25 protein-coding genes and 1 tRNA gene are annotated in these 24,106 nt (G+C 68.8%); 12 read left to right on the plus strand and 14 right to left on the minus strand.

All coding sequences use genetic code 11. The features are described 5' to 3' along the window. Nucleotides 1–68: 68 nt before the first annotated feature. The 4 genes from MQH10_RS06430 (at nucleotide 69) to MQH10_RS06445 (ending at nucleotide 4,065) form a co-directional block, all read left to right on the plus strand. Complete coding sequence (locus MQH10_RS06430; RefSeq protein WP_242563241.1) at nucleotides 69–1,265, plus strand: acyl-CoA dehydrogenase family protein; 1,197 nt, start codon at nucleotides 69–71, stop codon at nucleotides 1,263–1,265. Nucleotides 1,266–1,390: 125 nt separating this feature from the next. Then, complete coding sequence (locus MQH10_RS06435; protein ID WP_242563242.1) at nucleotides 1,391–1,711, plus strand: 2Fe-2S iron-sulfur cluster-binding protein; 321 nt, start codon at nucleotides 1,391–1,393, stop codon at nucleotides 1,709–1,711. Between the two features lie 23 nt (nucleotides 1,712–1,734). After that, nucleotides 1,735–2,823, plus strand: coding sequence for a ferritin-like domain-containing protein (locus tag MQH10_RS06440; RefSeq protein WP_242563243.1), 1,089 nt, complete (start codon nucleotides 1,735–1,737; stop codon nucleotides 2,821–2,823). A gap of 78 nt (nucleotides 2,824–2,901) precedes the next feature. Next, on the plus strand, nucleotides 2,902–4,065 hold the full coding sequence (locus tag MQH10_RS06445; RefSeq protein ID WP_242563244.1) for a PAS domain-containing protein: 1,164 nt from the start codon (nucleotides 2,902–2,904) through the stop codon (nucleotides 4,063–4,065). On the opposite strand, the gene MQH10_RS06450 is transcribed toward MQH10_RS06445, so the two are convergent. The 4 genes from MQH10_RS06450 to MQH10_RS06465 form a co-directional block, all read right to left on the minus strand. Continuing rightward, on the minus strand, nucleotides 4,062–4,982 hold the full coding sequence (locus tag MQH10_RS06450) for a hypothetical protein (protein WP_242563245.1): 921 nt from the start codon (nucleotides 4,980–4,982) through the stop codon (nucleotides 4,062–4,064). The two genes, MQH10_RS06445 and MQH10_RS06450, sit on opposite strands and share 4 nt — an antisense overlap. Before the next feature lie 68 nt (nucleotides 4,983–5,050). Beyond that, on the minus strand, nucleotides 5,051–5,644 hold the full coding sequence (locus tag MQH10_RS06455; protein WP_242563246.1) for a lysozyme inhibitor LprI family protein: 594 nt from the start codon (nucleotides 5,642–5,644) through the stop codon (nucleotides 5,051–5,053). 253 nt (nucleotides 5,645–5,897) lie between these two features. Continuing rightward, nucleotides 5,898–7,718, minus strand: coding sequence for a flavin-containing monooxygenase (locus tag MQH10_RS06460; protein WP_242563247.1), 1,821 nt, complete (start codon nucleotides 7,716–7,718; stop codon nucleotides 5,898–5,900). A gap of 211 nt (nucleotides 7,719–7,929) precedes the next feature. Next, nucleotides 7,930–8,307 (minus strand): VOC family protein, encoded by a 378-nt coding sequence (locus tag MQH10_RS06465; protein ID WP_242563248.1) that lies wholly within the window; start codon nucleotides 8,305–8,307, stop codon nucleotides 7,930–7,932. 180 nt (nucleotides 8,308–8,487) lie between these two features. Between MQH10_RS06465 and MQH10_RS06470 the strand changes: the two genes are divergently transcribed. Further along, on the plus strand, nucleotides 8,488–9,105 hold the full coding sequence (locus tag MQH10_RS06470; protein WP_242563249.1) for a TetR/AcrR family transcriptional regulator: 618 nt from the start codon (nucleotides 8,488–8,490) through the stop codon (nucleotides 9,103–9,105). Here MQH10_RS06470 and MQH10_RS06475 read toward each other — a convergent pair. From MQH10_RS06475 to MQH10_RS06505, 7 genes are all read right to left on the minus strand, one after another. Then, nucleotides 9,102–9,914: an alpha/beta fold hydrolase gene (locus MQH10_RS06475; RefSeq protein ID WP_242563250.1), complete on the minus strand. Its 813-nt coding sequence runs from the start codon at nucleotides 9,912–9,914 to the stop codon at nucleotides 9,102–9,104. The two genes, MQH10_RS06470 and MQH10_RS06475, sit on opposite strands and share 4 nt — an antisense overlap. Continuing rightward, nucleotides 9,908–10,873: an aldo/keto reductase gene (locus tag MQH10_RS06480; RefSeq protein WP_242563251.1), complete on the minus strand. Its 966-nt coding sequence runs from the start codon at nucleotides 10,871–10,873 to the stop codon at nucleotides 9,908–9,910. The genes MQH10_RS06475 and MQH10_RS06480 overlap by 7 nt, the downstream gene beginning before the upstream one ends. A 22-nt stretch (nucleotides 10,874–10,895) precedes the next feature. Further along, the gene (locus MQH10_RS06485; RefSeq protein WP_242563252.1) at nucleotides 10,896–11,858 is read right to left on the minus strand and encodes a phytanoyl-CoA dioxygenase family protein; all 963 of its coding nucleotides are present in this window, start codon (nucleotides 11,856–11,858) and stop codon (nucleotides 10,896–10,898) included. A 79-nt stretch (nucleotides 11,859–11,937) separates the two neighbouring features. After that, a complete protein-coding gene (locus tag MQH10_RS06490; RefSeq protein WP_242563253.1) occupies nucleotides 11,938–12,237 on the minus strand; it encodes an alpha/beta fold hydrolase in 300 nt (99 codons plus the stop codon). Beyond that, the gene (locus tag MQH10_RS06495; RefSeq protein ID WP_242563254.1) at nucleotides 12,213–12,845 is read right to left on the minus strand and encodes an alpha/beta fold hydrolase; all 633 of its coding nucleotides are present in this window, start codon (nucleotides 12,843–12,845) and stop codon (nucleotides 12,213–12,215) included. The genes MQH10_RS06490 and MQH10_RS06495 overlap by 25 nt, the downstream gene beginning before the upstream one ends. A 54-nt stretch (nucleotides 12,846–12,899) precedes the next feature. After that, on the minus strand, nucleotides 12,900–13,679 hold the full coding sequence (locus tag MQH10_RS06500; protein WP_242563255.1) for a helix-turn-helix domain-containing protein: 780 nt from the start codon (nucleotides 13,677–13,679) through the stop codon (nucleotides 12,900–12,902). Between the two features lie 145 nt (nucleotides 13,680–13,824). Further along, nucleotides 13,825–13,900, minus strand: a tRNA-Lys gene (locus MQH10_RS06505). 93 nt (nucleotides 13,901–13,993) lie between these two features. Between MQH10_RS06505 and MQH10_RS06510 the strand changes: the two genes are divergently transcribed. Beyond that, nucleotides 13,994–14,341: an Hpt domain-containing protein gene (locus MQH10_RS06510; protein WP_242563256.1), complete on the plus strand. Its 348-nt coding sequence runs from the start codon at nucleotides 13,994–13,996 to the stop codon at nucleotides 14,339–14,341. Between the two features lie 148 nt (nucleotides 14,342–14,489). Here the strand turns inward: MQH10_RS06510 and gcvA are convergent, their stop codons facing one another. Beyond that, entirely contained in the window at nucleotides 14,490–15,446 is a 957-nt protein-coding gene (gene gcvA / locus MQH10_RS06515; RefSeq protein ID WP_242563257.1) for a transcriptional regulator GcvA, read from the minus strand. A gap of 175 nt (nucleotides 15,447–15,621) precedes the next feature. Here gcvA and cobA point away from each other — a divergent pair, with 175 nt between their 5' ends. From cobA to MQH10_RS06545, 6 genes are read left to right on the plus strand one after another with little or no spacing between them, the layout of a single operon-like run. After that, nucleotides 15,622–16,485, plus strand: a complete 864-nt coding sequence (gene cobA, locus MQH10_RS06520; RefSeq protein ID WP_419720757.1) for a uroporphyrinogen-III C-methyltransferase — start codon at nucleotides 15,622–15,624, stop codon at nucleotides 16,483–16,485. Further along, complete coding sequence (locus MQH10_RS06525) at nucleotides 16,482–16,847, plus strand: DUF2849 domain-containing protein (protein WP_242563258.1); 366 nt, start codon at nucleotides 16,482–16,484, stop codon at nucleotides 16,845–16,847. The genes cobA and MQH10_RS06525 overlap by 4 nt, the downstream gene beginning before the upstream one ends. A 13-nt stretch (nucleotides 16,848–16,860) precedes the next feature. After that, entirely contained in the window at nucleotides 16,861–18,516 is a 1,656-nt protein-coding gene (locus MQH10_RS06530; RefSeq protein WP_242563259.1) for a nitrite/sulfite reductase, read from the plus strand. After that, nucleotides 18,500–19,003 carry a DUF934 domain-containing protein gene (locus MQH10_RS06535; protein ID WP_242563260.1) on the plus strand — a complete coding sequence of 168 codons (504 nt, stop codon included), beginning with the start codon at nucleotides 18,500–18,502 and terminating at the stop codon, nucleotides 19,001–19,003. Before MQH10_RS06530 ends, MQH10_RS06535 begins: the two co-directional genes overlap by 17 nt. 5 nt (nucleotides 19,004–19,008) lie before the next feature. After that, nucleotides 19,009–19,746, plus strand: a complete 738-nt coding sequence (locus MQH10_RS06540) for a phosphoadenylyl-sulfate reductase (protein WP_242563261.1) — start codon at nucleotides 19,009–19,011, stop codon at nucleotides 19,744–19,746. Between the two features lie 24 nt (nucleotides 19,747–19,770). Next, entirely contained in the window at nucleotides 19,771–20,580 is an 810-nt protein-coding gene (locus MQH10_RS06545) for a ferredoxin--NADP reductase (protein WP_242563262.1), read from the plus strand. Between the two features lie 6 nt (nucleotides 20,581–20,586). Here MQH10_RS06545 and MQH10_RS06550 read toward each other — a convergent pair whose 3' ends face one another. Both MQH10_RS06550 and MQH10_RS06555 read right to left on the minus strand, forming a co-directional pair. Continuing rightward, nucleotides 20,587–21,675 (minus strand): tyrosine-protein phosphatase, encoded by a 1,089-nt coding sequence (locus MQH10_RS06550; RefSeq protein WP_242563263.1) that lies wholly within the window; start codon nucleotides 21,673–21,675, stop codon nucleotides 20,587–20,589. A gap of 66 nt (nucleotides 21,676–21,741) precedes the next feature. Continuing rightward, nucleotides 21,742–24,018, minus strand: a complete 2,277-nt coding sequence (locus MQH10_RS06555) for a TonB-dependent receptor (protein WP_242563264.1) — start codon at nucleotides 24,016–24,018, stop codon at nucleotides 21,742–21,744. Between the last annotated feature and the right edge of the window lie 88 nt (nucleotides 24,019–24,106).

Below are 24,106 nucleotides of genomic sequence, written 5' to 3' on the forward strand. Positions count from 1 at the left end.
AAGGCCGGCTGGACGTCGCAGGGTCCAGGATCGCCGGCGGGACAAACCAATCCGCCGGAAGGATCGCCGTGGACAGCTTCGCCACTCCAGCCCCGTCGCTGGCGTCGGGCGCCGACGGCGATGAGGGCTTTCTCGCCGAGGCGCGGGCCTTTCTCGCCGTCGCCCTGACGCCGGAGCTGCGCCGGGCGGGGGCCGAGACGCTGGGCGTGCATTCCGACATCGAGGCCTGCCGGACCTGGCACCGGCGGCTGTTCGCGCGGGGCTGGATCGCGCCGGCCTGGCCGCAGGCTTTCGGCGGCACCGGCTGGAGCGCGCGGCAGCGGTTCCTGTTCGACCGGGAGTGCGCGCTGAACGACGCGCCGGTGCTGTTCGCCACCGGCCTGCGCAGCATCGGGCCCCTGCTGATCGAGATGGGCACGCCGGAGCAGCAGGCCCGCTACATCGCCCCGATGCTGAGCGGCGACGACCTGTGGTGCCAGGGCTTTTCCGAGCCGGGGGCGGGATCCGACCTCGCGGCGATCTCGACCCGGGCGGTGCGCGACGGCGACGACTATGTGATCCGCGGGACCAAGATCTGGACGACGGGCGCCCACCACGCCAACCGCATGTTCGCCATCGTGCGCACCGCCGACGGCGCCAAGCGGCAGGAGGGCCTGACCTTCCTCCTGATCGACATGCCGAGCCCCGGCCTGACCATCACCCCGATCCCCGGCCTGGCCGGGGAGCACGAGTTCAACCAGGAATTCTTCGACGACGTCCGCGTGCCGGTGGCCAACCGGATCGGGGCGGAAGGGGAGGGGTGGGCGGTCGCCAAGCGGCTGATGCAGCTGGCGCGCTCCAACAACACGCCGGCCGCCCTGGTCCGCCGGGTGTTCCGCCGCACCCAGCTGGCGGTCGCTGAGGCCGGGCCGAACCTGGAGGCGTCCGTGCGCCGGCGGCTGGCGGCCCTGGAGATCGAGCTGGAGGCCTTCGAGCAGATGGAGCTGGCGGCCCTGCCGGCCGGTCGGCCGAGACCCAATGACGATGTGCGGCCCTCGATGCTGAAGCTCACCGGCAGCGAGCTGCACCAGAAGGTCTCGGAACTGGCCATGGAGGTCGCCGGGCCCTATGCGGCCGGCGGGCTGGAGACCCTGGGCCAGATCGATCCGGCGCTGGACGTGGGCGCGCGGGCCATGGGCAAGCACCTCGCGGTGCGAGCGGCCACGATCTATTCCGGGGCCAGCGAGACCCAGCGCAACGTCATGGCCCGCGCGCTCCTGGCCTGAACCTTCCCGAGCTTGATCCATATCAAAGATGACGCCTGCGTCATCTTTATGGTGGCGATCAAGGCGCTCGACAGCAGCGCAAGGTCGGCGACGCCTCGGGCGCTGACCGCTCGAGGAGGGTCCGCATGGCGAAGATCACCTACATCGAGAACGACGGCACGGAGCATCACGTCGATGTCCCCGCGGGCGTCTCGGTGATGGATGGCGCCAAGCGGTTCACCATTCCCGGGATCGAAGGGGACTGCGGGGGCGCCGGGGCCTGCGCCACCTGCCATGTCTATGTCGAGGCCGGCTGGTTCGATCGCCTGCCGCCCATGGATGAGCTCGAGCACGACATGCTCGACTTCGCCTTCGACGTCCAACCGAACAGTCGCCTCAGTTGCCAGATCAAGGTCGACGCCTCCGTCGACGGCTTGGTCGTTCGCACCCCACCACGCCAGTACTGAACAATTCCCCAGGGAGGAATGTCATGAGCGTCGCTGAAAAGATCCCGACCGGTTCCAAGAAGGACTGGAAGGTCACCATGAACCCGGACGATCTCTACAAGAACCCGATGAGCATCGCCTGGACGTTCGACTATCTGATGAGCCACGACAAGGTCGAGGACCTGTACAAGCGGGCCAAGCAGAACCAGTGGGATTCCGACGACCTGCTGCCCTGGGACACCCAGGTCGACCCGTCCAAGCCGCTGATCAACGACCGCTCCGACCCGTATCACCGGATGCCGTTCTTCTCGAAGCTGTCGAAGTCGCAGCAGGAGACCTTCACGGCCCACTCGACCGCCCAGCTGCTGTCGCAGTTCCTGCACGGCGAGCAGGGCGCCCTGATGACCGCGGCCTGCGTCACCCACTCGGTGCCCGACGCCACCGCCAAACTCTATGCGGCGACCCAGACCATGGACGAGGCCCGCCACGTCGAGGTCTACGCCAAGTACTGCGACAAGATCGCCATCGTCTATCCGATGAGCCTGTGGCTGAAGGCCCTGATCGACGCGACGCTCAAGTCCGATCGCTACGAGAAGGTGATGATCGGGATGAACATGATCGTCGAGGGCCTGGCGCTGGGCGCCTTCAACAACATGTACCGCACCACCCAGTGCGAGCTTTTGAAGAAGCTGACCTTCAACGTCATGCGCGACGAGAGCCGCCACGTCTCGTTCGGCCACGCCTATCTGGGCCCGGTGATCGCCAAGCTGCCCGAGGACGAGGTCGAGGATCTGGCCGAGTTCGCCTTCCAGGCGGTGAGCATCCTGGCCCATGGCGGCACCGGCGGCACCCTGGCCAGCCAGGTCGATCCCGGCTTCCTGTCGGTGCTGGAGAACAGCAACATCGACCCCAAGGACTTCTTCAAGGGCATGGCCGAGGCCGAGGCCGAAGGCATCACCCAGGAACTGCCTCCGGGCCAGATCCACTCGGTGAAGGACCTGATGCTGCCGGCTCTGGCGCGGGTGGGTCTGCTGACCCCCACGGTGCGCAAGAAATATGTCGAGGCCGGCATTCCGATCTTCGAAGACCTGCGGGTTCTGCAGGCCATGGAAGGCGGCCACCCCATCGCCTGACGGGCGTGGCGGATGGCTGAAGGCTGGCGTCCCGGAGCCCCACTCTCCGGGGCGCCAGATCCCTTATGGAGCATGCAGATGAGTGACGAGCCGCAGGACGCCCAGCTGGCGACCTTCCACGAGACCGTCCTGAACGGGCTGCCGGAGGCGATCCTGGCGGCCACCCCCCAAGGCGCGATCACCTTCGTGAACGCCGCCGCCCAGGCCCTGCTGGGCTATTCCGCCGAAGAGGTGCTGGGCCAGCCGCTCACCCTGCTCGTGCCGCCCGAGCCCGGTCGCCGGGTGGACATCGTCCAGTGGCTGGCCCGCTGGGCGGCGGCGCCGGACCTGGAGCAGTCGCGCTTCCTGGATCTCACGGCGCGGCGCAAGGACGGCGGGGAGCTGACCGTCGAGGTGCGGGTGCGCGAGGGCCAGGTGGGCGGGCGGACGCGCTATTTCATCAGCGTGCGCGACAACACCGCGCGGCGTCAGGAACAGCTGGCGCTGAAGGACGCGAACCTTCGCGCGGCCCGCATCCTGATGGTGGCCGAAGACGCCATCGTCTCGATCGACGCCGACCAGAAGATCATCCTGTTCAATCCCGCGGCCGAGCAGATGTTCGGCTATTCCGCCGAGGAGATGCTGGGCCAGGGGCTTGATGTGCTGATCCCGACCCTGGCCAGGGCCGGGCACGCGGCGCATGTGGAAGATTTTCGCCGCGGCAAGTCGGCCTCGCGGATGATGAGCGAACGGGCCCAGGTGATGGGGGCGCGCCGCAATGGCGAGGTCTTTCCGCTGGAGGCCACCATCACCAAGGTGACCGTCGCCGGGGCCCTGACCTTCACCGCCCATCTGAGGGACGTGACCGAACGCAACCGCGCCCGCGACCGGCTGCAGGAGAGCGAGCGGCGCATTCGGGCGGTGTTCGACCACGCCAGCGAGGCGATCGCGCTGCTGAGCCCCGAGGGCGCGGTGCTGGAGATCAACCGGGCCGGGACCGCGCTCACCGCCACGGACCGGCCGCTGGTCGGCGCGCCGTTGTGGGAGGCGCCCTGGCTGGGCGCCGAGCCCGCCGCCGGCTCGACCGCCGCCGGACAGCTGAGGGCGGCCGTTCTGGCCGCGGCCGAGGGCCAGCCGCAGAAGATCTCCGCCGTCCTGACCCGGGCAGGCCAGCCCCTGCCGATCGAGGTGCGGCTGACGCCGATCATCGGCGAGGACGGCAAGGTCGACTACGTGCTGGCTGAGGGGCGGTTCGAGGCCTAGGCGCCCGCGGCCTCCGCGTAGCCCGCGTAGGAGTCCTTCAAGGTGGCGTGGTTGAGCAGCATCTCGGCCTTCAGGGTCTCGCCCTTGGCGTCATAGATCTTTGTCCGCACCCAGTAGGACTCGGTGCGGCGGCTCTCGGCCAGGGCGGCGATCTCGCGGCGGATCAGATAGTCCTCGCCGACGAACAGCGGCCCGTCGATCATGCGGATCTCCTGGTCGGCGAACAGGCCCACGGCCGGGCCCTTCACCGGGAATTCCGCCTGGCGGCTGGAATATTCGGCCAGCACGCTGACCATCTCCAGCGGGATGATCGCCCGGCCCCAGGGCGAGGCCTTGGCGTCGGAATACCAGGGCGAGGTCTCGGTGATCGCCGCCAGCTTCTGGTTCAGGGAGAAGGGGTAGAGCGCGCCCATGTTCTGGTCGGGGTCCATGCGGACATGTTCGTCGCGCACGCCCTTCAAGCCCACGGTCAGGTCGGCCAGGATCAGCAGCTTTTCGGGCGGCCGCAGCTGGGCCATGCGTTGCTCGAGCAAGGTCGGGCCATGGTCGGGGCCAAGGCTGGCGCTGGCTTCCAGCACCGGCGTGCCGTCGGCCTTTTCCGCCCAGACCCGCGTGGTGGTCGCGCCCGGCGCCGGCCAGTCGGCGAAGGCGCGGACCTCCTCGCCCTCGATGACCATGTTCAGATAGTGCGACGAGATACAGCCGCGCTCGTACCAGGCCTGGCCCCAGATCTTTTCCAGGAGCGGCGGGAACAGGCTGAAATGGGTAGGGCCCTCGATCGGGCCGGCGCGGAAGCCCAGCTTCTCGGCCATGGCGTCGTCGTGGATGGAGGAGTGGCCGCCATATTCCTGATCGGCCAGCATCTGGCGCGGGCTGCGCAGGGGGCCACGCAGGGTCAGGGGGGTGTCGAAGGTCATGGCCGGAACTCCAGATGTCGGTCGCGGCGCGAGACTAAGGCGCGGTCGCCGCGGCGCAAGCCCGTGGTTCAGGGCGCTGGGGCGGCGGTCAGGGCCTTGATGCGGCTCTGATAGGCCTGGGCGACGCAGTCATTGGGGTGCGGATCGGTGGCGCAGGCGTTGCGGACCAGGATCCAGGCCCGCTGGTCAGCGCGCAGGGCGTCCTGAGCGGGGCCAGGATGGGCCTCAAGCTGGCCGGCATAGGCGACGGCGAGATCGCGGTCGGCCTTGGCGAGCGCGGTGTCGCTGCAGACCGCGCGCTCGGCCCACTCATGGGCCTGGACGCAGTTGAAGCTGGTGGCGATCGAACTCGACCCGGTGGGACCCAGCACCAGGCGCTCATTGATGAAGGCGAGCGGGTGATAGCCGTAGCGGACCATCAGCCAGGGGGCGCCGTTGGCCGCGGTGGTGCGGCCGAGCGCCGTGATCTGGCCGCCCGCGGGCAAGACGCCCAGGCTGGCGTACTTGCGCCCGGGGCCATTGCGGACATTGACGGTCTGGCCGCCGATGGTGAACGGCACCGGGCGGTAGAAGCGGGCGACCTTCACATGCGGCGCGCCCGGCAACAGGGTGGCGATCTCGCGCCAGGTCCGGCATCCGACTAGGCCGGCGAGCAGCAGCACGCCCGCGACCGCCGCCAGGACGAGTCGCCGGGATCGCCATCCGGTTGTGACTGACTGATTATCCAAGTCTAGATCGCGCCGCCCGCCCCTGAGATCCCCGCCGGCGAGGTCGAAACCCCGGCCCGCGGCCATCTTCATCAGAAGAGAGTGACACAGGCGGCCGCAAGGCGATCGCCTTTTTCTGAAACCCTACCCAATTCGGGGCGGTGGGCGCCCGCGAAGCTGCAGGCGCCCACGCTTGAACCCTGAACGGTCAGCGGAACGCCAGACCCTCGAACTTGCCCGAGCTGCGCCAGGCGTCGATGTACTTGAAATAGGCCGTGGCGCCGGCCGGGTAGCCGACATTGTACTTGGCGGCGGGACCCGGATCCTGGCCCTCGTTGTTGTAATAGCCCGGGGTGCAGTCCGGCGCGCCCATCATGCGGCCCATGCCGGTCAGCAGCAGGTCGACCCAGCTGTCCTGGGCCTCCTTCGTCACCTCGACCTGCTTCGCCCTGATATCGAGCGCGTGCTTGATGGTCATGGCGATGGTCCGGCCGGACTCAGTGAGATTGTGCGGCACGTTGGAGATCAGGTTCGCGCCCTGGGTCGGCTGGACGAAGAAGGCGTTGGGGAAGCCGTGCACATGGATGCCGTGCTTGGAGCGCATGCCCTCGGCCCAGGCCTGAGACAGCTTAAGGCCGTCGCGGCCTTCCAGGTCGAAACCCGAGCGGCGCTCATAGGCGGTGCCGACCTCGAAGCCCGAGGCGTAGATGATGCAATCGACCTCGTATTCCACGCCGGCGACGACGAAGCCCTTCTCGGTGATCTTCTCGACGCCCTGGCCGTCGGTGTCGATCAGACGGGTTCCGGGGGTGTTGAAGGCCTGCAGATAGGCGTCGTGGAAGCAGGGGCGCTTGCAGAGCTGGCGGTACCAGGCCTTGAGCTTCTCGGCGGTCTCGCGGTCCTTGACGATCTGCTCGGCGCGGGCGCGGATCTCCTCCATCTTCTCGAAGTCGGAATCCTCATAGGCCGCCAGCATCTTCATGGGCGTGCGGTCTTCCGGCGGCAGCTCCATGATCTTGCTGCGGATGCGGCGCGACAGATCGGTCCAGCCGTCCTGGACCAGGTCCACCTCGGCGTTGCCGCCGGCCTGGTTGGCCGTGAAGTTCTCCAGCCAGCGCTGCTGCCAGCCGGGGGTGGCGATGGACTTGAACCATTCCTCGTCGATCGGCGCATTGGCGCGGACATCGACGGAGGAGGGGGTGCGCTGGACGACCAGCAACTCCTTGCAGGCCTTGGCCAGGTGCGGCACGGCCTGGACCGAGGTGGCGCCCGTGCCGATGATCGCCACGCGCTTGTCGGCGAGCTTGTCCATCAGGGCGCCCTTGGGGTCGCCGCCCGTATAGGCGTAGTCCCAGCGGCTGGTGTGGAACGAGTGGCCCTTGAAGCTGTCGATGCCCGGGATGCCGGGCAGCTTGGGCACATGCAGCGGACCGGTGCCCAGGCCGATGAAGCTGGCGGTGAAGCGGTCGCCTCGATTGGTCTCGATCACCCAGGCCGACTGCGCCTCGTCCCACGAGATGGCCTTCACTTCGGTGTGGAAGAGCGCGTTGTCATAGAGCCCGTACTGCTTGCCGATGCGCTGGCACTGCTCGAGGATTTCCGGGGCGTGGGCGTATTTCTCGGTCGGCATGTGCCCCGTCTCTTCGAGCAGGGGCATGTAGATCATGGAGGCGGTGTCGCACTGGGCGCCCGGATAGCGGTTCCAGTACCAAGTGCCACCGAAGTCGCCGCCCTTCTCGATGATCCGCACATCGGTGATGCCGGCCTCGACCAGGCGGGCGCCGGTCACCAGGCCGGCGAAGCCGCCGCCGACGAAGGCGAAGGTGACGTGGTCGGTCTTGGGCTCGCGCTCGACGAAGGGGGTGTAGGGGTCGGCCAGATAGCTGGCGAGCTGACCCTTGAGCTCCAGATACTGATTGTTGCCGTCGGCCCGCAGCCGCTTGTCGCGCTCGGCGATGTACTTGGCGAGCAGCGCCTTCTTGTCGATCGGCTTGCGCTCGGCGGAGGGCGCCGCGTCGGTAATGGTCATCTCAAAAACCTCGATCAATATGAACGGCCCCGCCCGAACGGCGCGGGTTCGATCCCCGCCTCAGACCTTATGGCGACGGGGTTCGCAGCTTCAGTATCTTCGAAGTTAGAGTATGGCGCGAGCCGGCGCCAGCCGAACTTGCGCCTCCGCCGCCCGGCGGGTTCGGCCGGGAGATCGCCGGGTCTGACCGGCGCGCTCCCGACCTGGAGCCTTAGCCCATGCGATGCAGGGCGCAGAGCTTGTTGCCGTCCGGATCGCGCAGATAGGCCAGGTAGAGCTTGCCCGAGGAGCCTTCGCGGACGCCCGGCGGGTCCTCGCAGGCCGTGCCGCCCGCGGCCAGGCCGGCGGCGTGCCAGGCGTCAGCCTGGGCGCTGTCCTTGCAGGCGAAGCCGATGGTCGCGCCATTGCCGTAGCAGGCCGGCTCGCCATTGATCGGCAGGGACACCGAGAACACGCCGGTGGGGGTGAAGTAGAAGATGCGGTGGCCGTCGACCGCGGCCGGGCCGGCGCCGAGCGTGGCCATCAGCGGATCATAGAAGGCCTTGGCCCTGTCCAGATCGTTCGTACCGACCATGATGTGCGAGAACATCGTGTTATTCCTTCCCTTGAAGCTCAGCCGGAGATCGGTTGGCTATCGGTGCGAGCCGACGGTTCGGCTTGTTCCACGGCGGGCGGCTGTGTCGCAAGACGGCAGCCGGCGATTGGGGTGAAGAATGGGGGCTGGTGGAGACATGATACGATCGAACCCCCTCAGCGGAGACCACCCCGCTTGACTGAAACAACACCCCGCAAGCGCACCCGTCTGGCGCCCGACGCCCGGCGCGCCCAGATCCTGGACGACAGCGCGCGACTGATCCTGGAGGAAGGCCTGCATGCGGTGAGCATGGAGCGGGTCGCCCGCGACCTCGGCATCAGCAAGGGGCTGATCTACAAGTATTTCCCGACCCGCGACGCCCTGTTGGCCGCCCTGATGCACCGCGCCCAGCGGGAGCTGCGCGACAGCGGCATGGCCAGCGCCCTGGAGGCCACGAGCTTCGCCGACCTGATCCGCCAGACGACGCGGCTCTATCTGCAGCACACCCTGGATCGCGGCGCCCTGATCGCGGCCCTGATGGCCGATCCCTCGGTGGTGCGGCTGATGGAGGAGGACAGCCGGGCCGACCGCGACCAGACCTTCCGATACTTCGTGCGCGCCGTCCGCCGCGAGTACGGCCTGCCGCTGCCCACGGCGATCTTCACGGTCGACCTGCTGGCGGCCCTGACCGATCAGGCCGGACGGCTGGTGGCCCAGGGCCAGGCGGATGTGGAGGCGGCGACCGAAATGTGCGTTGAGCTGATCACCGGCGGGCTGGCGGCGCTGAATCCCGATCGGCCGCTGAAGGCCTAGACTGGCGTCCGCAGGAAGTCTCGCACGGCGGCGAGATAGGCGTCGAAGTTCTCACGGCGGGTGTTGTGGCCCGCGCCGGGGATCTCGACGCTTTGGATCCGGGGATTGATCGCCATGGCCTCGGCGGCGATCGCCGGCGTGACCAGGCCGCCGAGGGCGGCCTCGCCCCGGACCAGCAGGGTGGGGGCCGAGATCCGGGCGACGGCCCCCTGCCAGGGGCGGGCATAGGCGGGGTAGGCCTCGGGATCGACGCGCGGCTTGGCGGCGGCCCAGGCGGGGAAGTCGTCCTCATGCCAGCCCGGCGAGGTCGCCCGGCCCATGGCGATGAGCTCGGCCTGGGACATGGCGCGGAAGCCCTCGACCTGCTCGCGGAACCGGGCGCGGCGTTTGGCGGTCGCGGCCGGATCGGCGGGCGGCAGGAAGACGGGGTCCTCCAGAATGACCTTGGAGACCCGGCCGGGATGGGCGCCGGCATAGTCGGCGGTGGCGCGTCCCCCGACCGAATGGCCCATGACCACGGGCCGGTCGAGACCGAGGCCGGCGGCGGCCTCGGCGATGTCGCGGGCGGGATCGTGGCCGCCCTCAGGGATGCGGCAGCTGTCCCCGTGGCCGCGGGCGTCCAGCAGGACGAGGTCGAACTCCGGCGCGAGCGCCTGGGCGAGCCGGAACCAGCACAGGCCGCTGTCGGTGAGGCCGTGGGACAAGAGCACCACAGGGCCCAGGCCGCCGGTGCGGCAGTAGGCGAGCCGCCCGCCCGTGACCTCGACGGTTCCCGAGGTCCAGGCCGCAGGCGCGGCGGCGCCTACCACGCATAGGCCTCCGGCGCAGGGCCGCAGGGCGGGAAGATCGCGTCGAGCGCCGCCAGGGTCTCCGGCGACAGGACGAGATCCGGGACCTGCAGGACCGAGGTCAGCTGGTCCAGGGTTCGCGGGCCGATGATGGTGGCGGCCACGCCGGGCTGGTGCAGCAGCCAGGCCAGCGCCACGGCGCTGGGCGATTGGCCGAGATCGCGGCACAGGGCCTCGTAGCGTCCAAGCTGGTCGGCGCGGTCGCGGGCGGCGCGCTGCAGGCCCTCGGCCTGGCGGCGGCCGTCGCCGTCCGTCGCCCCGCCCGCCAGCAGGCCGCCGGCCAGGGGGCTCCAGGTGATGACGCCCAGGCCATATTCGAGGGCGGCGGGGATCACCTCCAGCTCGGCCCGGCGCTCCACGAGATTGTAGAGGCTCTGTTCCGAGACGAGCCCGAGCCGTCCGCGGGCGATGGCCTTTTCATTGGCCCGGGCGATCGTCCAGCCGGGGAAGTTGCTGGAGCCGACATAGGTGATCTTGCCCTGGCTGATCAGCCGATCCATCGCCTGCCAGATCTCCTCGATCGGCGCGGCGCGGTCGATGTGATGCATCTGGTAGAGGTCGATGTGGTCGGTCTTCAGCCGCTTGAGGCTGGCGTCGCAGGCCATCTGGATGTGCCGGGCCGACAGGCCGCGGTCATTGATGTCGTCCGACATCGGCTCGTGGACCTTGGTGGCCAGCACGATGCGGTCGCGCCGCGCGGGGTCCTCGGCCAGCCAGTCGCCGAGGATGGCCTCCGTCGTCCCGACGCCCAGATGGCCGCCATACTGGTCGGCGGTGTCGACGAAGTTCACGCCGGCCTCGAGGGCGGCGTTGAGGATCGCGAAGCTGTCGGCCGGCGAGGTGCGGGGGCCGAAGTTCATGGTGCCCAGGCACAGGGCGCTGACCCTGAGCGCCGAGCGCCCCAGACGACGATAGTTCATGGGGCGGCTCCGGTGTCGGCGGTCATGGGGCCCGAAGCGTGGCGCCGGTGACCAGGGTCTCGCTGGAATCGGCGACGCAATGGCGGACCAGGCGCTGGGCGTGGTCCGAAAGGGTCTTGTAGTCGGCATAGGTGATGCCGGGCACGATCGGTTCGCGGAACCAGGGGGCGTAGAATTCCAGGTTGGGGATCGCCCGCACGGCGTCGGAGATGTTCGGCGTGCCGCCGTGCCAGGCGCGCACGTCGCGGATCATGATGGCGCCGGCCGGGGCGGGACAGACCGTGCTGAGCCGCATCCATTCGGGCTCTTCGTCCAGGCTGGGGATGCGGACGCGGGAATGCTGGGTGCCGGGGATCTGGCGCGTGGGGCCGTTCAGGCGGGTGACCTCCTGGGGCAGGAAGTTCACGCAGACATAGGGGCAGGGCAGGTCGCGGATGGTCAGCTCGCCCCGCGGGTCGTGGAAGGCGCTGAACGGGGTCTTGGTCGGGCTCAGCCAGTCGCGGACGTCGGAGTGGAGCGGCTGGTACTCGACCGCCCCGGGCAGGCAGAAGTCGCCGCTGGCCGCCCGCAGCACATAGTCCGCCGACTCGAAGATGCCGCTGACCACCTCGGTGACCAGGGGGATGTCGAGCAGCATCCGCCATTCCGGCCGATGGAGCTGGCTGCGGGTCAGGCTGCAGCCGCCGAAGGAATAGCGGTGCGATCCGCGATTGCCCTTGCGGTCCTGATCCAGGGCCAGGATCTCGTCGGTCACCTCTCGGCAGCCGGCGGCGAGGAAGCCGGTCTGTTCGGAGGTCAGGGCGTCGGCGATGACCACGAAGCCGTCGCGCCGGAACAGCTCGACGGCGTGGCGGGCGTCCTTGGGCTGGAGGATCTCCAGGCCCTTGATGCCGTTGTGGGCCTCGAGATGCGCGCGTAGGGCGGCGACCTCAGGGGTTGTCGACCAGTCCAGAGCGGTCCCGACCGTTTCGATCGCCTTGTCCATGATGAACCTCCCGAGGTCACCTTGCGCTTCGAACGCTATTCTAATGACCGTCACTAATAGCGGGGCGCGCGCCGGAGCGTCAAGCGGGTGGCCCGATAAACGCCTGCAGGTCGGCGTTCAGCTGGTCGGCGTGGGTGATCATCAGGCCATGAGGCGCGTCCGTATAGGGCTTGAACGCGCAGCCGGGCACGAGCCTGGCGGTGGCCTGGCCGGTCAGGGGGAAGGGCGCCGAGGCGTCGTGGGTCCCGTGCACGATGAGGGTCGGCGTCGCCAGCGCCTTGAGGTCCTGGCGCGCGTCATAGGTCGACAGGGTGCGGTGGCATTCGATCGCCACCCGGACCGGGATCTGGGTCATCAGGGCGCTGGCCCAGTCCACCATGGCCTGGGAGGTCTCGGCCGGAAGAAGGGGCGGGCGTTGTCCGCGACCCACTTGGGGAAGTCGCGCCGCCATCCGGCGCGCACCTGCTCGAAGAGGGCGCCGTCCACGCCGGTCGGATTGTCCGGAGTCTTGAGCAGGAAGGGCGTGACCGGCGAGACGAGGGCGATCTTCGCCACCCGGCTCGCGCCGTGGCGGCCGAGGTAGCGGACGATCTCGCTGCAGCCCATGGAGTGGCCGACCAGGCACACCTCGGTGAGGTTCCGCTCGGCGAGCACGCGGGCCAGATCATCGGCCAGGGTGTCGATGTCATAGCCGCCGCCTGGCTGGTCGGACCGCCCGTGTCCCCGGCGGTCGAAGGCGACCACCCGGTATCCCGCCTCGATGAAGTGGGCGTGCTGATACTGCCAGATGTCCTGGGTGAGGGCCCAGCTGGCGAGGAAGACGATGGGCCGGCCGACGCCCCAGTCCGTCACGTGCAGGCGGACAGGGGCGGCCGCCGGCGTGCGGGGGCGGGGGCGGGGCTTGCGGGCGGGCTGGGCGGCGAGCGGCGTGGCGGACAGCGCGGTGGCGGCTCCGCCCGCGATCTGGAGCATGTGGCGACGGTTCATGGCGACCTCCTGTTTGGATCGCCCGACGATCGCCGCTCGCGATCCGCAGGACGATTACCCGGGAGGTAGGTTTCGGACGCAGGCGATGGTGTGGGCGTCGGCGGGGATGAAGGATTCCACGGCGATCTCGCTCAAGGTCACATCGACGGGTGATCCGAAGACCATGGTGGTCGAATAGAAGGACAACCGCTCGCCGCCGATCCGCAGGCGGAGCGGCGCCATCAGGGCGTCGGACGGCGCCGAGCGCCCCGCCGCCGGGGCTGGATAGGTCTTCAGCTCGGCCATCAGATCCGACAGCCCCCGATCGGCGGTGAGGTCGATCTGTCTCTGCAGGCGGCCCAGGAGATGGGCGCGCCATTCCCCCAGGTTCTCGATCTTCCGGGCCAAGCCCTCGGGGTGCAGGGTGAGCCGGAGCCCATTGACCTTGCCCTCCAGCAGGTGGGGCGCGACGCCCTCGTACATCTGGGGCAGGGCGCCGTTGTTGGCCAGGAGGGTCCAGCCGCGATCTATGGCGAAGGCGGGGTAGGGCTTCTGGGCGGCGAGCACGGCGTCGATCGCCCAGCGCGCGGCGGCGAGGGCCGGGTCGTCCAGGCCGCGCTCGGGGAACATCGGGGCGAACCCGCCAGAGACCAGCAGGACGTTGCGCTCGCGCACCGGGACGTCGAGCTGCTCGGCGAGCTTGAGGATCATCAGGCGGCTGGGCGTAGAGCGCCCCGTCTCGATGAAGCTCAGATGGCGGGTGGAGATCTCGGCTTCACAGGCCAGGTCGAGCTGGCTCATGCGGCGCTTCTGGCGCCATTGGCGCAGGTGCAGGCCGACGGGCTGGATGGACATGGGACCACTATAGGCCGGCCGATCGGCGGAACCATTACCTCAGGCGTCATGGCCGGGCGGCGCCCGCCGTGCAGCCACGCGCGCCCGCCAACCGGGCGACGGTCTGGGTGACTCTGAATTTTGGGAAGATCGTCCACCAAGGAATTGGTGGGTGCAGTAGGATTCGAACCTACGACCCGCTGATTAAGAGTCAGCTGCTCTACCAACTGAGCTATGCACCCGTCGCGATTCCAAGGCATCTAAGCCCTGGCGGCGAGGGCGCGGAACATACGCGATGCTTCGCTGATTGCAAGCCGCTCAGGAGAGAGAATTTCATGGCGCGACGAGACCTTACCGGCGCGGTCGATTTCGCCTTCCTGGAAAGCTTCGCCGCGGGCGACCAGGGGGTGGTCGACGAGGTGTTGGCCCTGTTCCGCGAACAGGCCCGCATGTGGTCGGCGATGCTGGACCCGGCGTCGGAGGGCTGGCGCGACGCCGTCCACACCCTGAAGGGCACGGCGCGCGGCATCGGGGCCCATGCCCTGGGCGAGGTCTGCCAGTCGGCGGAGACGGAAGGAGCCCACCGGCTGGAGGCCGTGCGAGACGCCCTGGACGCGGCGCTGGCCGACATCGCCGCCTACGCCCACGAGAAGGCGCTGCAGTCGCTGAAGACCCCGCGCTGAGGGGGGCTCAGTCCGCTCGTCCCGGCGAATGCCGGGATTCAGATCATCGAGCGCCGTGTGGCCGGATAGGCTGGAATTCGGACGCCCTGAACCGCATGGGCCTTAGGATCTGGGTCCCGGCCTTCGCCGGGATGAGCGGGGGGGAGGGTTAGATCCCCGCGCCGTTGTCCAGGGCCAGCAGGGCGGCTTCGTGGGCCTCGGCCTCGGCGGTGATCCAGTTGAGGAAGGCCTTGACCTGGGGGAGGCGGCCCTTGGCCTTGGGATGGACCACGCAATAGGCGAAGTCGACGGCGGTCGCGATCTGCAGCGGGGCGACAAGGCGGCCGGCGTCAAGGTCGGCCTGGGCCAGGGTGCGCTTGGCGAGCGCCACGCCGCGGCCGTTGACCGCGGCCTCGATGACCAGGCTCGACTGGTTGAAGCGCGGTCCGCGGGCGCCGTCCACGCCGCGCACGCCGCGGGCGGCGAGCCACATGGTCCAGTCGGGGCAGGAATCGTCCGGCTCCGGCGAGCCGTCGTGCAGCAGCACATGGCCGGCGAGATCGGCCGGGGTGTTGAGCGGATTGGTCGCCTGCAGGTCGGGGCTGAGCACCGGGATCACGGTCTCGCCGATCAGGCGGGAGACCTCCAGGCCCGGATAGCGGCCGGCGCCATAGCGGATGGCGATGTCGACTTCGCCGGTCGACAGATCGACCAGCTCCAGGCCGGCCGAAAGCCAGACGTCCACCTGGGGATGCAGCTCCTCGAACTTGCCGAGCCGGGGCACCAGCCACTTGGCGGCGAAGGAGGGGGCCGCGGTCAGCGTCAGCCGGCGGCCGTCGACCGCGGCGGTCAGCATCGAGGCGGCTTCCGCAAGCCGGTCAAAGGCTTCGCGCAGGGCGGGCAGGGCGGTCTGGGCCGCGTCGGTCAGGAGCAGGCCCTTGGGCGTGCGCTTGAAGAGCGCCGCGCCGACATAGTCCTCCAGGTTCTGGATCTGCTGGCTGACGGCCCCAGGGGTCACCGACAGCTCGTCCGCCGCCCTAGAAAAATTGAGGTGCCGCGCGGCCGCCTCGAACGCGCGCAAGGCGTTGAGCGGCGGCAGGCGGCGTCGTTCCGAGTTCCGTTCCACGAGTTTTCCTGACAGCCCCGGCAGAAGTCCTTGGGTTGCGAATTGGGGCCCCGCCGACCAATTTGCAAGCGTTCGGCGATGTATCGGCCCTTTTCGTCGCCAGACACCAGGCGGGGCGGGTGCAAGCCCGTCCCGCTTCGATTCACCACTATAGCGTTTAGAGAACCTAAAGCCCATGCCCACCCGCCGCCCCACGGACCGGCCCCGGACCACCGCCAATCGGCTGGTGGTGCTGTCGGGCGCGACCGACGGCAAGACCGGCGCGGTCTGGCTGGTGGGCGCGGGACCCGGCGATCCGGAGCTGCTGACTCTCAAGGCGCTCAAGGCTTTGCAGGGCGCGCAGGTCGTCGTGCATGACGGCCTGGTCTCCGACGAGATCCTGGATCTGGCGCCGTCCGCGGCCCGCCGGATCTCGGTCGCCAAGCGCAAGTCGCGCCATTCCTATGCGCAGGACGAGATCAACCGGATGCTGGTCGCCTTCGCCCAGGAGGGGCTGAGGGTTGTGCGGCTGAAGGGCGGCGACCCCTTCATGTTCGGCCGCGGCGGCGAGGAGCTGGAAGCCTGCCGCGAGGCCGGCGTCGAATGCCATGTGATTCCCGGCGTGACCGCCGCCCTGGCCGCTTCGGCCGGCGCCGGCGCGCCCCTGACCCATCGCGGCCTCGCCCAGGCGGTGACCTTCGTCACCGGCCATGCGGCCGCGGGCGCCGAGCCCGACCTGGACTGGGCGAGCCTGGCCAGGGCCAACCATACGGTCGTGATCTATATGGGCCTGTCGACCGCGGCGGGGATCGCCGGGCGGCTGATCGCCGCCGGCCGCGCGCCCGCGACGCCCGCCCTGATCGTCGAGAACGCCAGCCGCGCCGATGAGCGACGGATCGTCACCACCCTGGCAGGGCTTCCCGCCGCCGCCGAGGCGGTGAGCGGCCCGGCTCTGCTGATCGTGGGCGAGGCCATGTCGCTGGCCCAGGCCTCCCTCGTGGACGACATCAATTTCAGTATGGGTCCCCGCCTTCGCGGGGATGAGCGGGTGTTTAAATGAAAGCCTTGACCGCCAACCGTCTGAGCGACGGCGAGGTCGTGTTCTGGAAGGCCGGCCAGTGGGTCGAGCGCTTCGCCGACGCGGAGCTGTTCGATGACGCCGCCCTGGCGGCGGCCGAGGCCGCCGAAGGTCACGCCAAGAGCCAGCCGACCGTCGTGGTCGAGCCCTATCTGATCGACCTGATCGAGAGCGAAGGCCTGTGGGCGCCCCTGTCCTATCGCGAGCGCATCCGCGCGCTGGGCCCCACCAACCATCCGGGCCACGGCAAGCAGGCCGAGGGTGGGGCGGTGATCGCGGCCCTGCAGCACGCCCATGGCGCGGCCCGCTCGACCGGCCGCGTCGACCTGATCAAGCGCAAATAGGAGGGAGGTCCCCATGTATCAGTACGACACCCTCGACCGGGAATTCCTCGCCGACCGCGCCGCGGAGTTCCGCGAGCAGGTCGACCGCCGCCTGAAGGGCGAGATCACCGAGGACCAGTTCAAGCCGCTGCGGCTGATGAACGGCCTGTACCTGCAGCTGCACGCCTACATGCTGCGGGTGGCGATCCCCTATGGCTCGCTGAACGGCGTCCAGCTGCGCAAGCTGGCCGAGATCGGCCGCAAGTACGACAAGGGCTACGGCCACTTCACGACCCGCACCAACCTGCAGTTCCACTGGATCAAGCTGAAGGACGCGCCGGCGATCCTGGACGAGCTGGCCAGCGTCGACCTGCACGCCATCCAGACCAGCGGCAACTGCATCCGCAATGTCACCTCCGACCCCTATGCAGGCGCCACGGCCGAGGAGATCGACGATCCGCGCGTCTGGTCGGAAGCCATCCGCCAGTGGTCGATGCTGCACCCGGAATTCTCGTTCCTGCCGCGCAAGTTCAAGTTCGCGGTCACGGCCTCGCCCAAGGACCGCACGGCGGCCCGTGTCCACGACATCGGCCTGGTGGTGCGCCGCGCCCGCGACGGGACGCTCGGCTTCGAGGTGATCGTCGGCGGCGGCATGGGCCGCACCCCGCATGTGGGCCCGACGATCCGCGAGTTCCTGCCGGCCAACCGGCTGTTCTCATACCTGGAGGCGATCCTGCGGGTCTATAACCGCCACGGCCGCCGGGACAACAAGTACAAGGCCCGGATCAAGATCTTAGTCTCCGCCCTGGGGACCGAGGAGTTCGCCCGCCAGGTCGAGGCGGAATGGGAGAAGATCGGCGCGGACGGCGACGTGCCGGACACCGAGATCGCCCGCATCCGCGGCGCCTTCGCCCCCAAGGCCTTCGACACCCTGGTCAACCGCTCCGAGGCCTTCGAGGAGGCCAAGTCCGCCGATCCGGCCTTCGCCCGCTTCGCGCGCAACAATCTGAAGCCCCACAAGCGGCCGGGCTACACCATCGTCGAGATCTCCCTGAAGGGGATCGGCGACACGCCCGGCGACGCCACCTCCGAGCAGATGGAGGCGATCGCCGAGCTCGGCGAGCTCTACGGCCAGGACGACATCCGGGTGACGCACGAGCAGAACCTGGTCCTGCCGCACGTGAAGCTGGACGACGCGCCCAAGGTGTTCGCCGCCCTGCAGGCCGCGGGCCTGTCGACGCCCAACATCAACCTGATCAGCGACATCATCGCCTGCCCGGGCCTGGACTACTGCGCTCTGGCCAATGCCCGGGCGATCAATGTCGCCCAGGACATCGCGACCCGCTTCGCCGACCAGGAACGCGCCGAGCTGATCGGCGAGCTGAAGATCAAGATCTCGGGCTGCATCAACGCCTGCGGCCACCACCATGTCGGCCATGTCGGCATCCTGGGCGTCGATAAGAAGGGCGAGGAATTCTACCAGCTGACCCTCGGCGGCTCCGGCGCCGAGGACGCGGCGGTGGGCAAGATCCTCGGTCCGGCCCTGCCGGCCGGCAAGGTCACCGACGCCATGGACGCCCTGGTCGACGTCTATCTGCGCGAACGCCAGGACGGCGAGCGCTTCCTCGACACCTACCGCCGCACCGGCGACGCGCCGTTCAAGGAGGCTGTCTATGCCGACGCTCGTTAAGCTGACCGACGGCGCCTTCTCGTTGATTGACGACCCCTTCACCGCGGTTCCCGACGACGAGGACCTGCCCCAGGGCGACGTGATCATCTCGCTCACCCGCTTCCAGGCCGAGGGCGACCGCCTCTTGTCCGAGGGCCGGGCGGTCGGGGTGCGGGTCGAGGCGGCCGAGGAGGTCGAGGCGCTCGCCTATGACCTGCCGCGCCTGGCGCTGGTGGCGCTCGCCTTTCCGAAGTTCACCGACGGCCGCGCCTACAGCTCGGCGTCCATCCTGCGCCAGAGGCTGGGCTTCAAGGGCCAGCTCCGCGCCGTGGGCGACGTGGTGGTGGAGCAGGGCGGTCACATGATCCGCTGCGGGTTCGACGCCTTCGAGCCCGCGGACGGTTCGCAGCCGGCCCAGTGGGCCCACGTCGCGAACCGTCATCGTCACGTCTATCAGCGCGCCGCCGACGCCAGGGCTCCGGCCTATGTCGAGCGCGGGGAGGCTTGAGTCCCATGGCCTATGACCAGATCGATCGCCCGCAGATCGCGCTCCGCCTGGACGCCGAACTGCGACACGCCCACCCGATGACGGTGCTGGAAAGCGCCGTGGAGACCTTTGGCGACAAGCTCGCCCTGGTCTCGTCCTTCGGGGCGGAATCGGCGGTGCTGCTGCACATGGTCTCGAAGATCAAACCGGACATGCCGGTGATGTTCCTCGACACCGGCATGCTGTTTGGTCAGACGCTCGACTATCGGAAGAACCTGGCCGCCAAGCTCGGCCTGACCGGGATCCGCGACCTGCGCCCCGCCTTCCAGGACCTGGCCACGGCCGATCCGGAGGCCAAGCTCTGGAAGACCGACACCGACGCCTGCTGCCATGTGCGCAAGGTGCTGCCCCTCGACCGGGCGCTGACCGAATTCGACGCCTGGATCACCGGGCGCAAGCGGTTCCATGGCGGCGACCGCCTGTCCCTGCCGGTGGTGGAGCAGGCCGACGGCCAGGTGAAGTTCAATCCCCTGGCCAACTGGGGCAAGACCGAGCTCGACGGCTACATGGCCGAGCATGACCTGCCGGCCCACCCGCTGGTGGCCCAGGGCTTCCCTTCGATCGGCTGCTGGCCCTGCACGAATCCGGTGGAAGAGGGACAAGATGTCCGCGCTGGTCGCTGGGCGGGTTCCGAAAAGACCGAATGCGGCATACATGTCGCCCGCGCGCCCGACGCGGTTTCCAACGTCGGCGGCGATATCTGACGCCCAACGGACTGCAGACAGATCATGACCGACGTGACCGCCGCCGCCCCGGCCAAGAAGGCCGGCGCCTTCCTCTATGAGACCGTGACCTGGGTCCAGCACTGGACCGACGAGCTGTTCTCATTCCGCACCACCCGCGATCCCAGCTTCCGCTTCCAGAGCGGGCAGTTCGTGATGGTGGGGCTGGAGATCGACGGCAAGCCGCTGCTGCGCGCCTATTCCATCGCCTCGCCCTCGTGGCACGAGGAGCTGGAATTCTATTCGATCAAGGTCGAGAGCGGCCCTCTGACCTCGCGCCTGCAGCACCTCAAGGTCGGCGACCAGGTGCTGATCGGCAAGAAGCCCACCGGGACCCTGGTGCTGGACGGGCTGAAGCCCGGCAAGCGGCTCTACATGCTGGGCACCGGCACGGGCCTGGCCCCCTGGCTCAGCCTGGCCCGCGACCCCGAAGTCTATGACCGCTTCGAGAAGGTGATCGTCACCCACACGGTGCGCCACGTCGCCGACCTGAACTATCGCGAGATGTTCGAGCGCGACATGCCCAATGACGAGATCCTGGGCGAGATCGTCGCGCCGAAGCTGCTCTATTATCCGACCGTGACCCGCGAGCCCTTCAAGCACGAGGGCCGGATCACCGACCTGATCGCCTCCGGCAAGATCTTCGAGGACCTGGGCCTGCCCAGGCTCGATCCGGCCGAGGACCGTTTCATGCTCTGCGGCGGGCCGTCGGTCCTGAAGGACCTGAAGATCCAGCTGGAAAGCTACGGCTATGTGGAAGGCTCGGTCTCGACGCCCGGCGACTATGTGCTGGAACGCGCCTTCGTCGAGACCTGAGGCCCGTCAGATCAGATAGGTCGCGCGCAGTCGGGCGACCTTGTCGTCGGTCAGGCCGAAGCGGGCCTTGGCCAGCTCGACCGGGCCGCCGTACTTGGCGTCGACGGCCTTGAGCGCGATCCGCATGACGTCGGGGTCCGAGCCCATGGTGACGTTCAGCACCTCCGGCGGCATGCGCGCGAAGCCTTGCGCCTGGGCGGCGTTGACGCCGCTCATCTTCGCGCCCGCGGCGATCTGCTTGGTGTGGAGGCTGGGCGGGGTGAAGGTCTGGGTCAGGGCATAGTCGGCGATCACCGTCTCGCGCGGCACGCCCAGCACCGACAGCACCAGGGCCGAGCCCATGCCCGTACGGTCCTTGCCGGCGCTGCAGTTCATGGCCAGGGGCGTCTCGTGGCGCACCAGATGGCCGAACATGTCGGTGTATTGCGGGGCCAGCATGTCGATGAAGCCGAGATAGGCGTCGGCGAAGGCCTGGACCGCCTCGGCCCGGTTGGTCGCCCGGTAGAGGCTGGAGAGCGACTGGCCCATGTCATAGTCGACGGCCATGACCTTGGTCCCGTCGGCCGACAGGAAGGGGCTGGGCTCGCTGGTGCGTTCCTGGACGCTGCGCAGGTCGCAGACCACCGAGACACCAAGAGCGTTCAGATAGGTCATGTCGGCGGCGGTCAGGCCGCTCATTACCCCGGAGCGGTAGATCCGCCCCCACTTCACCTGCCGCCCGTCGGCCGAGCGGTAGCCGCCGAGGTCGCGGAAATTGCGTCCGCCCTTCAGGGGCAGCAGCCGCTCGGCCACCCGAACCTGGCCGCCGGTCTGCGCCGCGACCAGGAAATAGGGACGCGGCGCGATGGCCAGCGCCAGCTTGGTCTCGCCGCCGGTGACGTTGGCCTTCACCTCGCGCATGAAGGCGCGCGGCGCGTCGGGGTCGGAGGAGACATAGACCGAGGCGGGGCGCCCCTTGGCCGTCCAGCTGAGGCCCAGCGCCGTGTCGGACAGGCGGGTGACCCGGCCGTCCAGCAGGGGCGCGGCGGTCGCGCCCGGCGCGGCGGCGAGCGCCCCGCTGGCGATCGCGGTCATCAGGAATGCGCGGCGGTCCATGGCGTGTCCTCCCATCGTAGTTGACCGGGCGACCAGGACGGCCGCCCGGGGATCAGGCCTGCAGGTTCAGAACTTGACGCTGGCTTCGACGCCGAAGGTGCGGGGCTCGTTGTAGATCCCGTAGGTGCCCAGCGCCGCATTGGTGTTCTTCAGGAAGGCGTGGGCCTCGTCGAGCAGGTTCCGCGACCACAGGGACAGCTGCAGGGTGGAGCTGTCGCCATTGAGCTTGATGTCGGAGAGCGCCAGGCGGGCGTTCACCAGGAAGGCGCTGTCGCTGAGCGTCGGGTCGGTGGTGCTGGTGTACTGGCCGTCGGACCAGGCCCCGTCGATATGGGCGCTGAAGCTGGCGCCCAGGGCCGGACGCTCATAGTCGATCGTCACGCTGCCGGTGTTCTTGGGCGTGTAGAGCGGATAGATCGTCGCCTGGGCGTTGGTGAAGGGATTGAACGCCTTGGACAATTTGACGTCCGTATAGGCGTAGGCGGCCGACAGGGTCAGGCCCTCCAGCGGGACGACCGCGACATCGATGTCGACGCCCTTGGTCTTGCCGGTCGCCGCGTTGGTGGTCTCCAGCGTGCCGCGATTGTTGTTGAGGATGATGACGCTGAAATCGACCTGGGCGTCCTTGAGCTCGCCGGAATAGGCCGAGACGTTCAGCCGGGCCCGGCGGTTCCAGAACTCCGACTTCACCCCGATCTCGTACATCGACACGGTCTCGGGCGAGAAGGCGCGATAGGTCAGCGAGCGCGAATTGGCCCCGCCGGCCTTGTAGCCCGTGCTCCAGCGGCCATAGACATTGATGTCGTCGGTGACGTCATAGGCGACCGTGACCAGCGGGTCGAAGTGGCTCCAGGACTTGTCGAGCGGGATGGTCCCGGTGACGGTGATCTTGTTGGCGTCGACATAGGCGGGCAGGGCGCCGTTGACGGTGTCGAGGGAGCCTTTCTTCTTGTCGGTGGTGGCGCGACCGCCGACCGTCACGTGCAGCGCCTCGTTCAGGACCGGCGGGGTCCAGACCGCCTGGCCGAACACGCCATAGCTCGTCGTCGTGACATGGCTCGCCCGGTCGAAGGGGACGGTGTTCAGGTCGAGTGACAGGGTGGTGTAGGCCGTGCCCGTGGCGTTCCACTGCAGGGAGTTGGGGGTCTGGGCGTTGTCCCGGACATTCTCCCGATAATAGAAGGCGCCGGCCACGTACTCGATTTGCGGCAGTCTGCCGATCACCTGGAATTCGTGGCTGGACTGGTCCTGATAGACGCGGGCGATGCTGTAGCGGCTGAAATTGCCGTTGGGCGCGAAGACCGACAGCACCTCCTCGGCGTTGTCGAACTGGGTCTGGGAGAGCTTGCGGTAGGAGCTGATGGTCTTCAGCTCTAGGTCGTCGGAGAGCTTCCAGTCCAGCGTCAGGCGGTGGCCCCAGGTGTTGCCGACGCTGGGCTGCATGGGCACGCCGACATTGGCCCGCTTGGCGCGGTCGGGCTGCAGCGGCATCAGGGGCGCCAGCGCCAGGGCGCCCTTCTTCAGGAGCTGAACATAATAGGGCGTGGTGGCGTCGTGGGAGTCGTCGAAGGCGTAGTCGACGTTGAACCGGTCGGTGGCGCGCCACAGGGCTTCGATCTGGACGCCGCTCTTGTCGTAGGAATTGAAGTCCGGCTGGCCCGAGCTGGTCGGGTTGGTCGTCGTGCCGTCGCGCTTGCTGACCAGGCCGTCGATCTTGACGCTGACATCGTGGAAGGCCGGCAGGTCGATATGGGTCTCGGCCTTGTAGGCGTTGTAGTCGCCATAGCCGACCGCGGTGCGCATGCCGAACTCGCCGCTGGGCGCGCGGGTGACGATGCTGACCGCCCCGCCCTCGGTGTTGCGGCCGAACAGGGTGCCCTGCGGCCCCTTGAGAACCTCGATGCGCTCCACATCGTACATGGCCGAGCCCAGGCCCTGGGCGCGGCCCAGATAGACGCCGTTGATATAGACCCCGACCGCCTGGTCGCGGGCCGGCTGGTTGGCGTCGCCCAGGGCGCCGATGCCGCGCATGCCGATGGTGAGCGCCGAATTGCGCGCGAAGAACGGAGCGACCCGCAGGGAGGGGATGGAGCCGTCGCCCAGGTCCTCGATCGACTGGACGTGGCGCGCCTGCAGGTCGTCGCTGGTCATGGCCGAGATGGCGATGGGCGTATCCTGCAGGTTGGTGGCGCGCTTCTGGGCGGTGACCACGACTTCCTCCAGGCCGACTGCGCCGTCATTGGCGTCGCCTTCGGCATGGGCCTGACCACAGATGACCATGGCCGCGGCGCTCGCCATCAGACAGGCGCGCAGCGCCGTCGCCCCCAGACCTTGCTGTCCCATCTCAACCCCCAGAATTTCCCGACCACGTGACGTGGGCGAGGGGGTTGGTAGCGCCGGACTGTGAAGCTGGAACGACTGTTATGTTGCG

The organism is Phenylobacterium aquaticum, assembly GCF_022695515.1.
GTDB classification, from domain to species: Bacteria; Pseudomonadota; Alphaproteobacteria; order Caulobacterales; family Caulobacteraceae; genus Phenylobacterium; species Phenylobacterium aquaticum.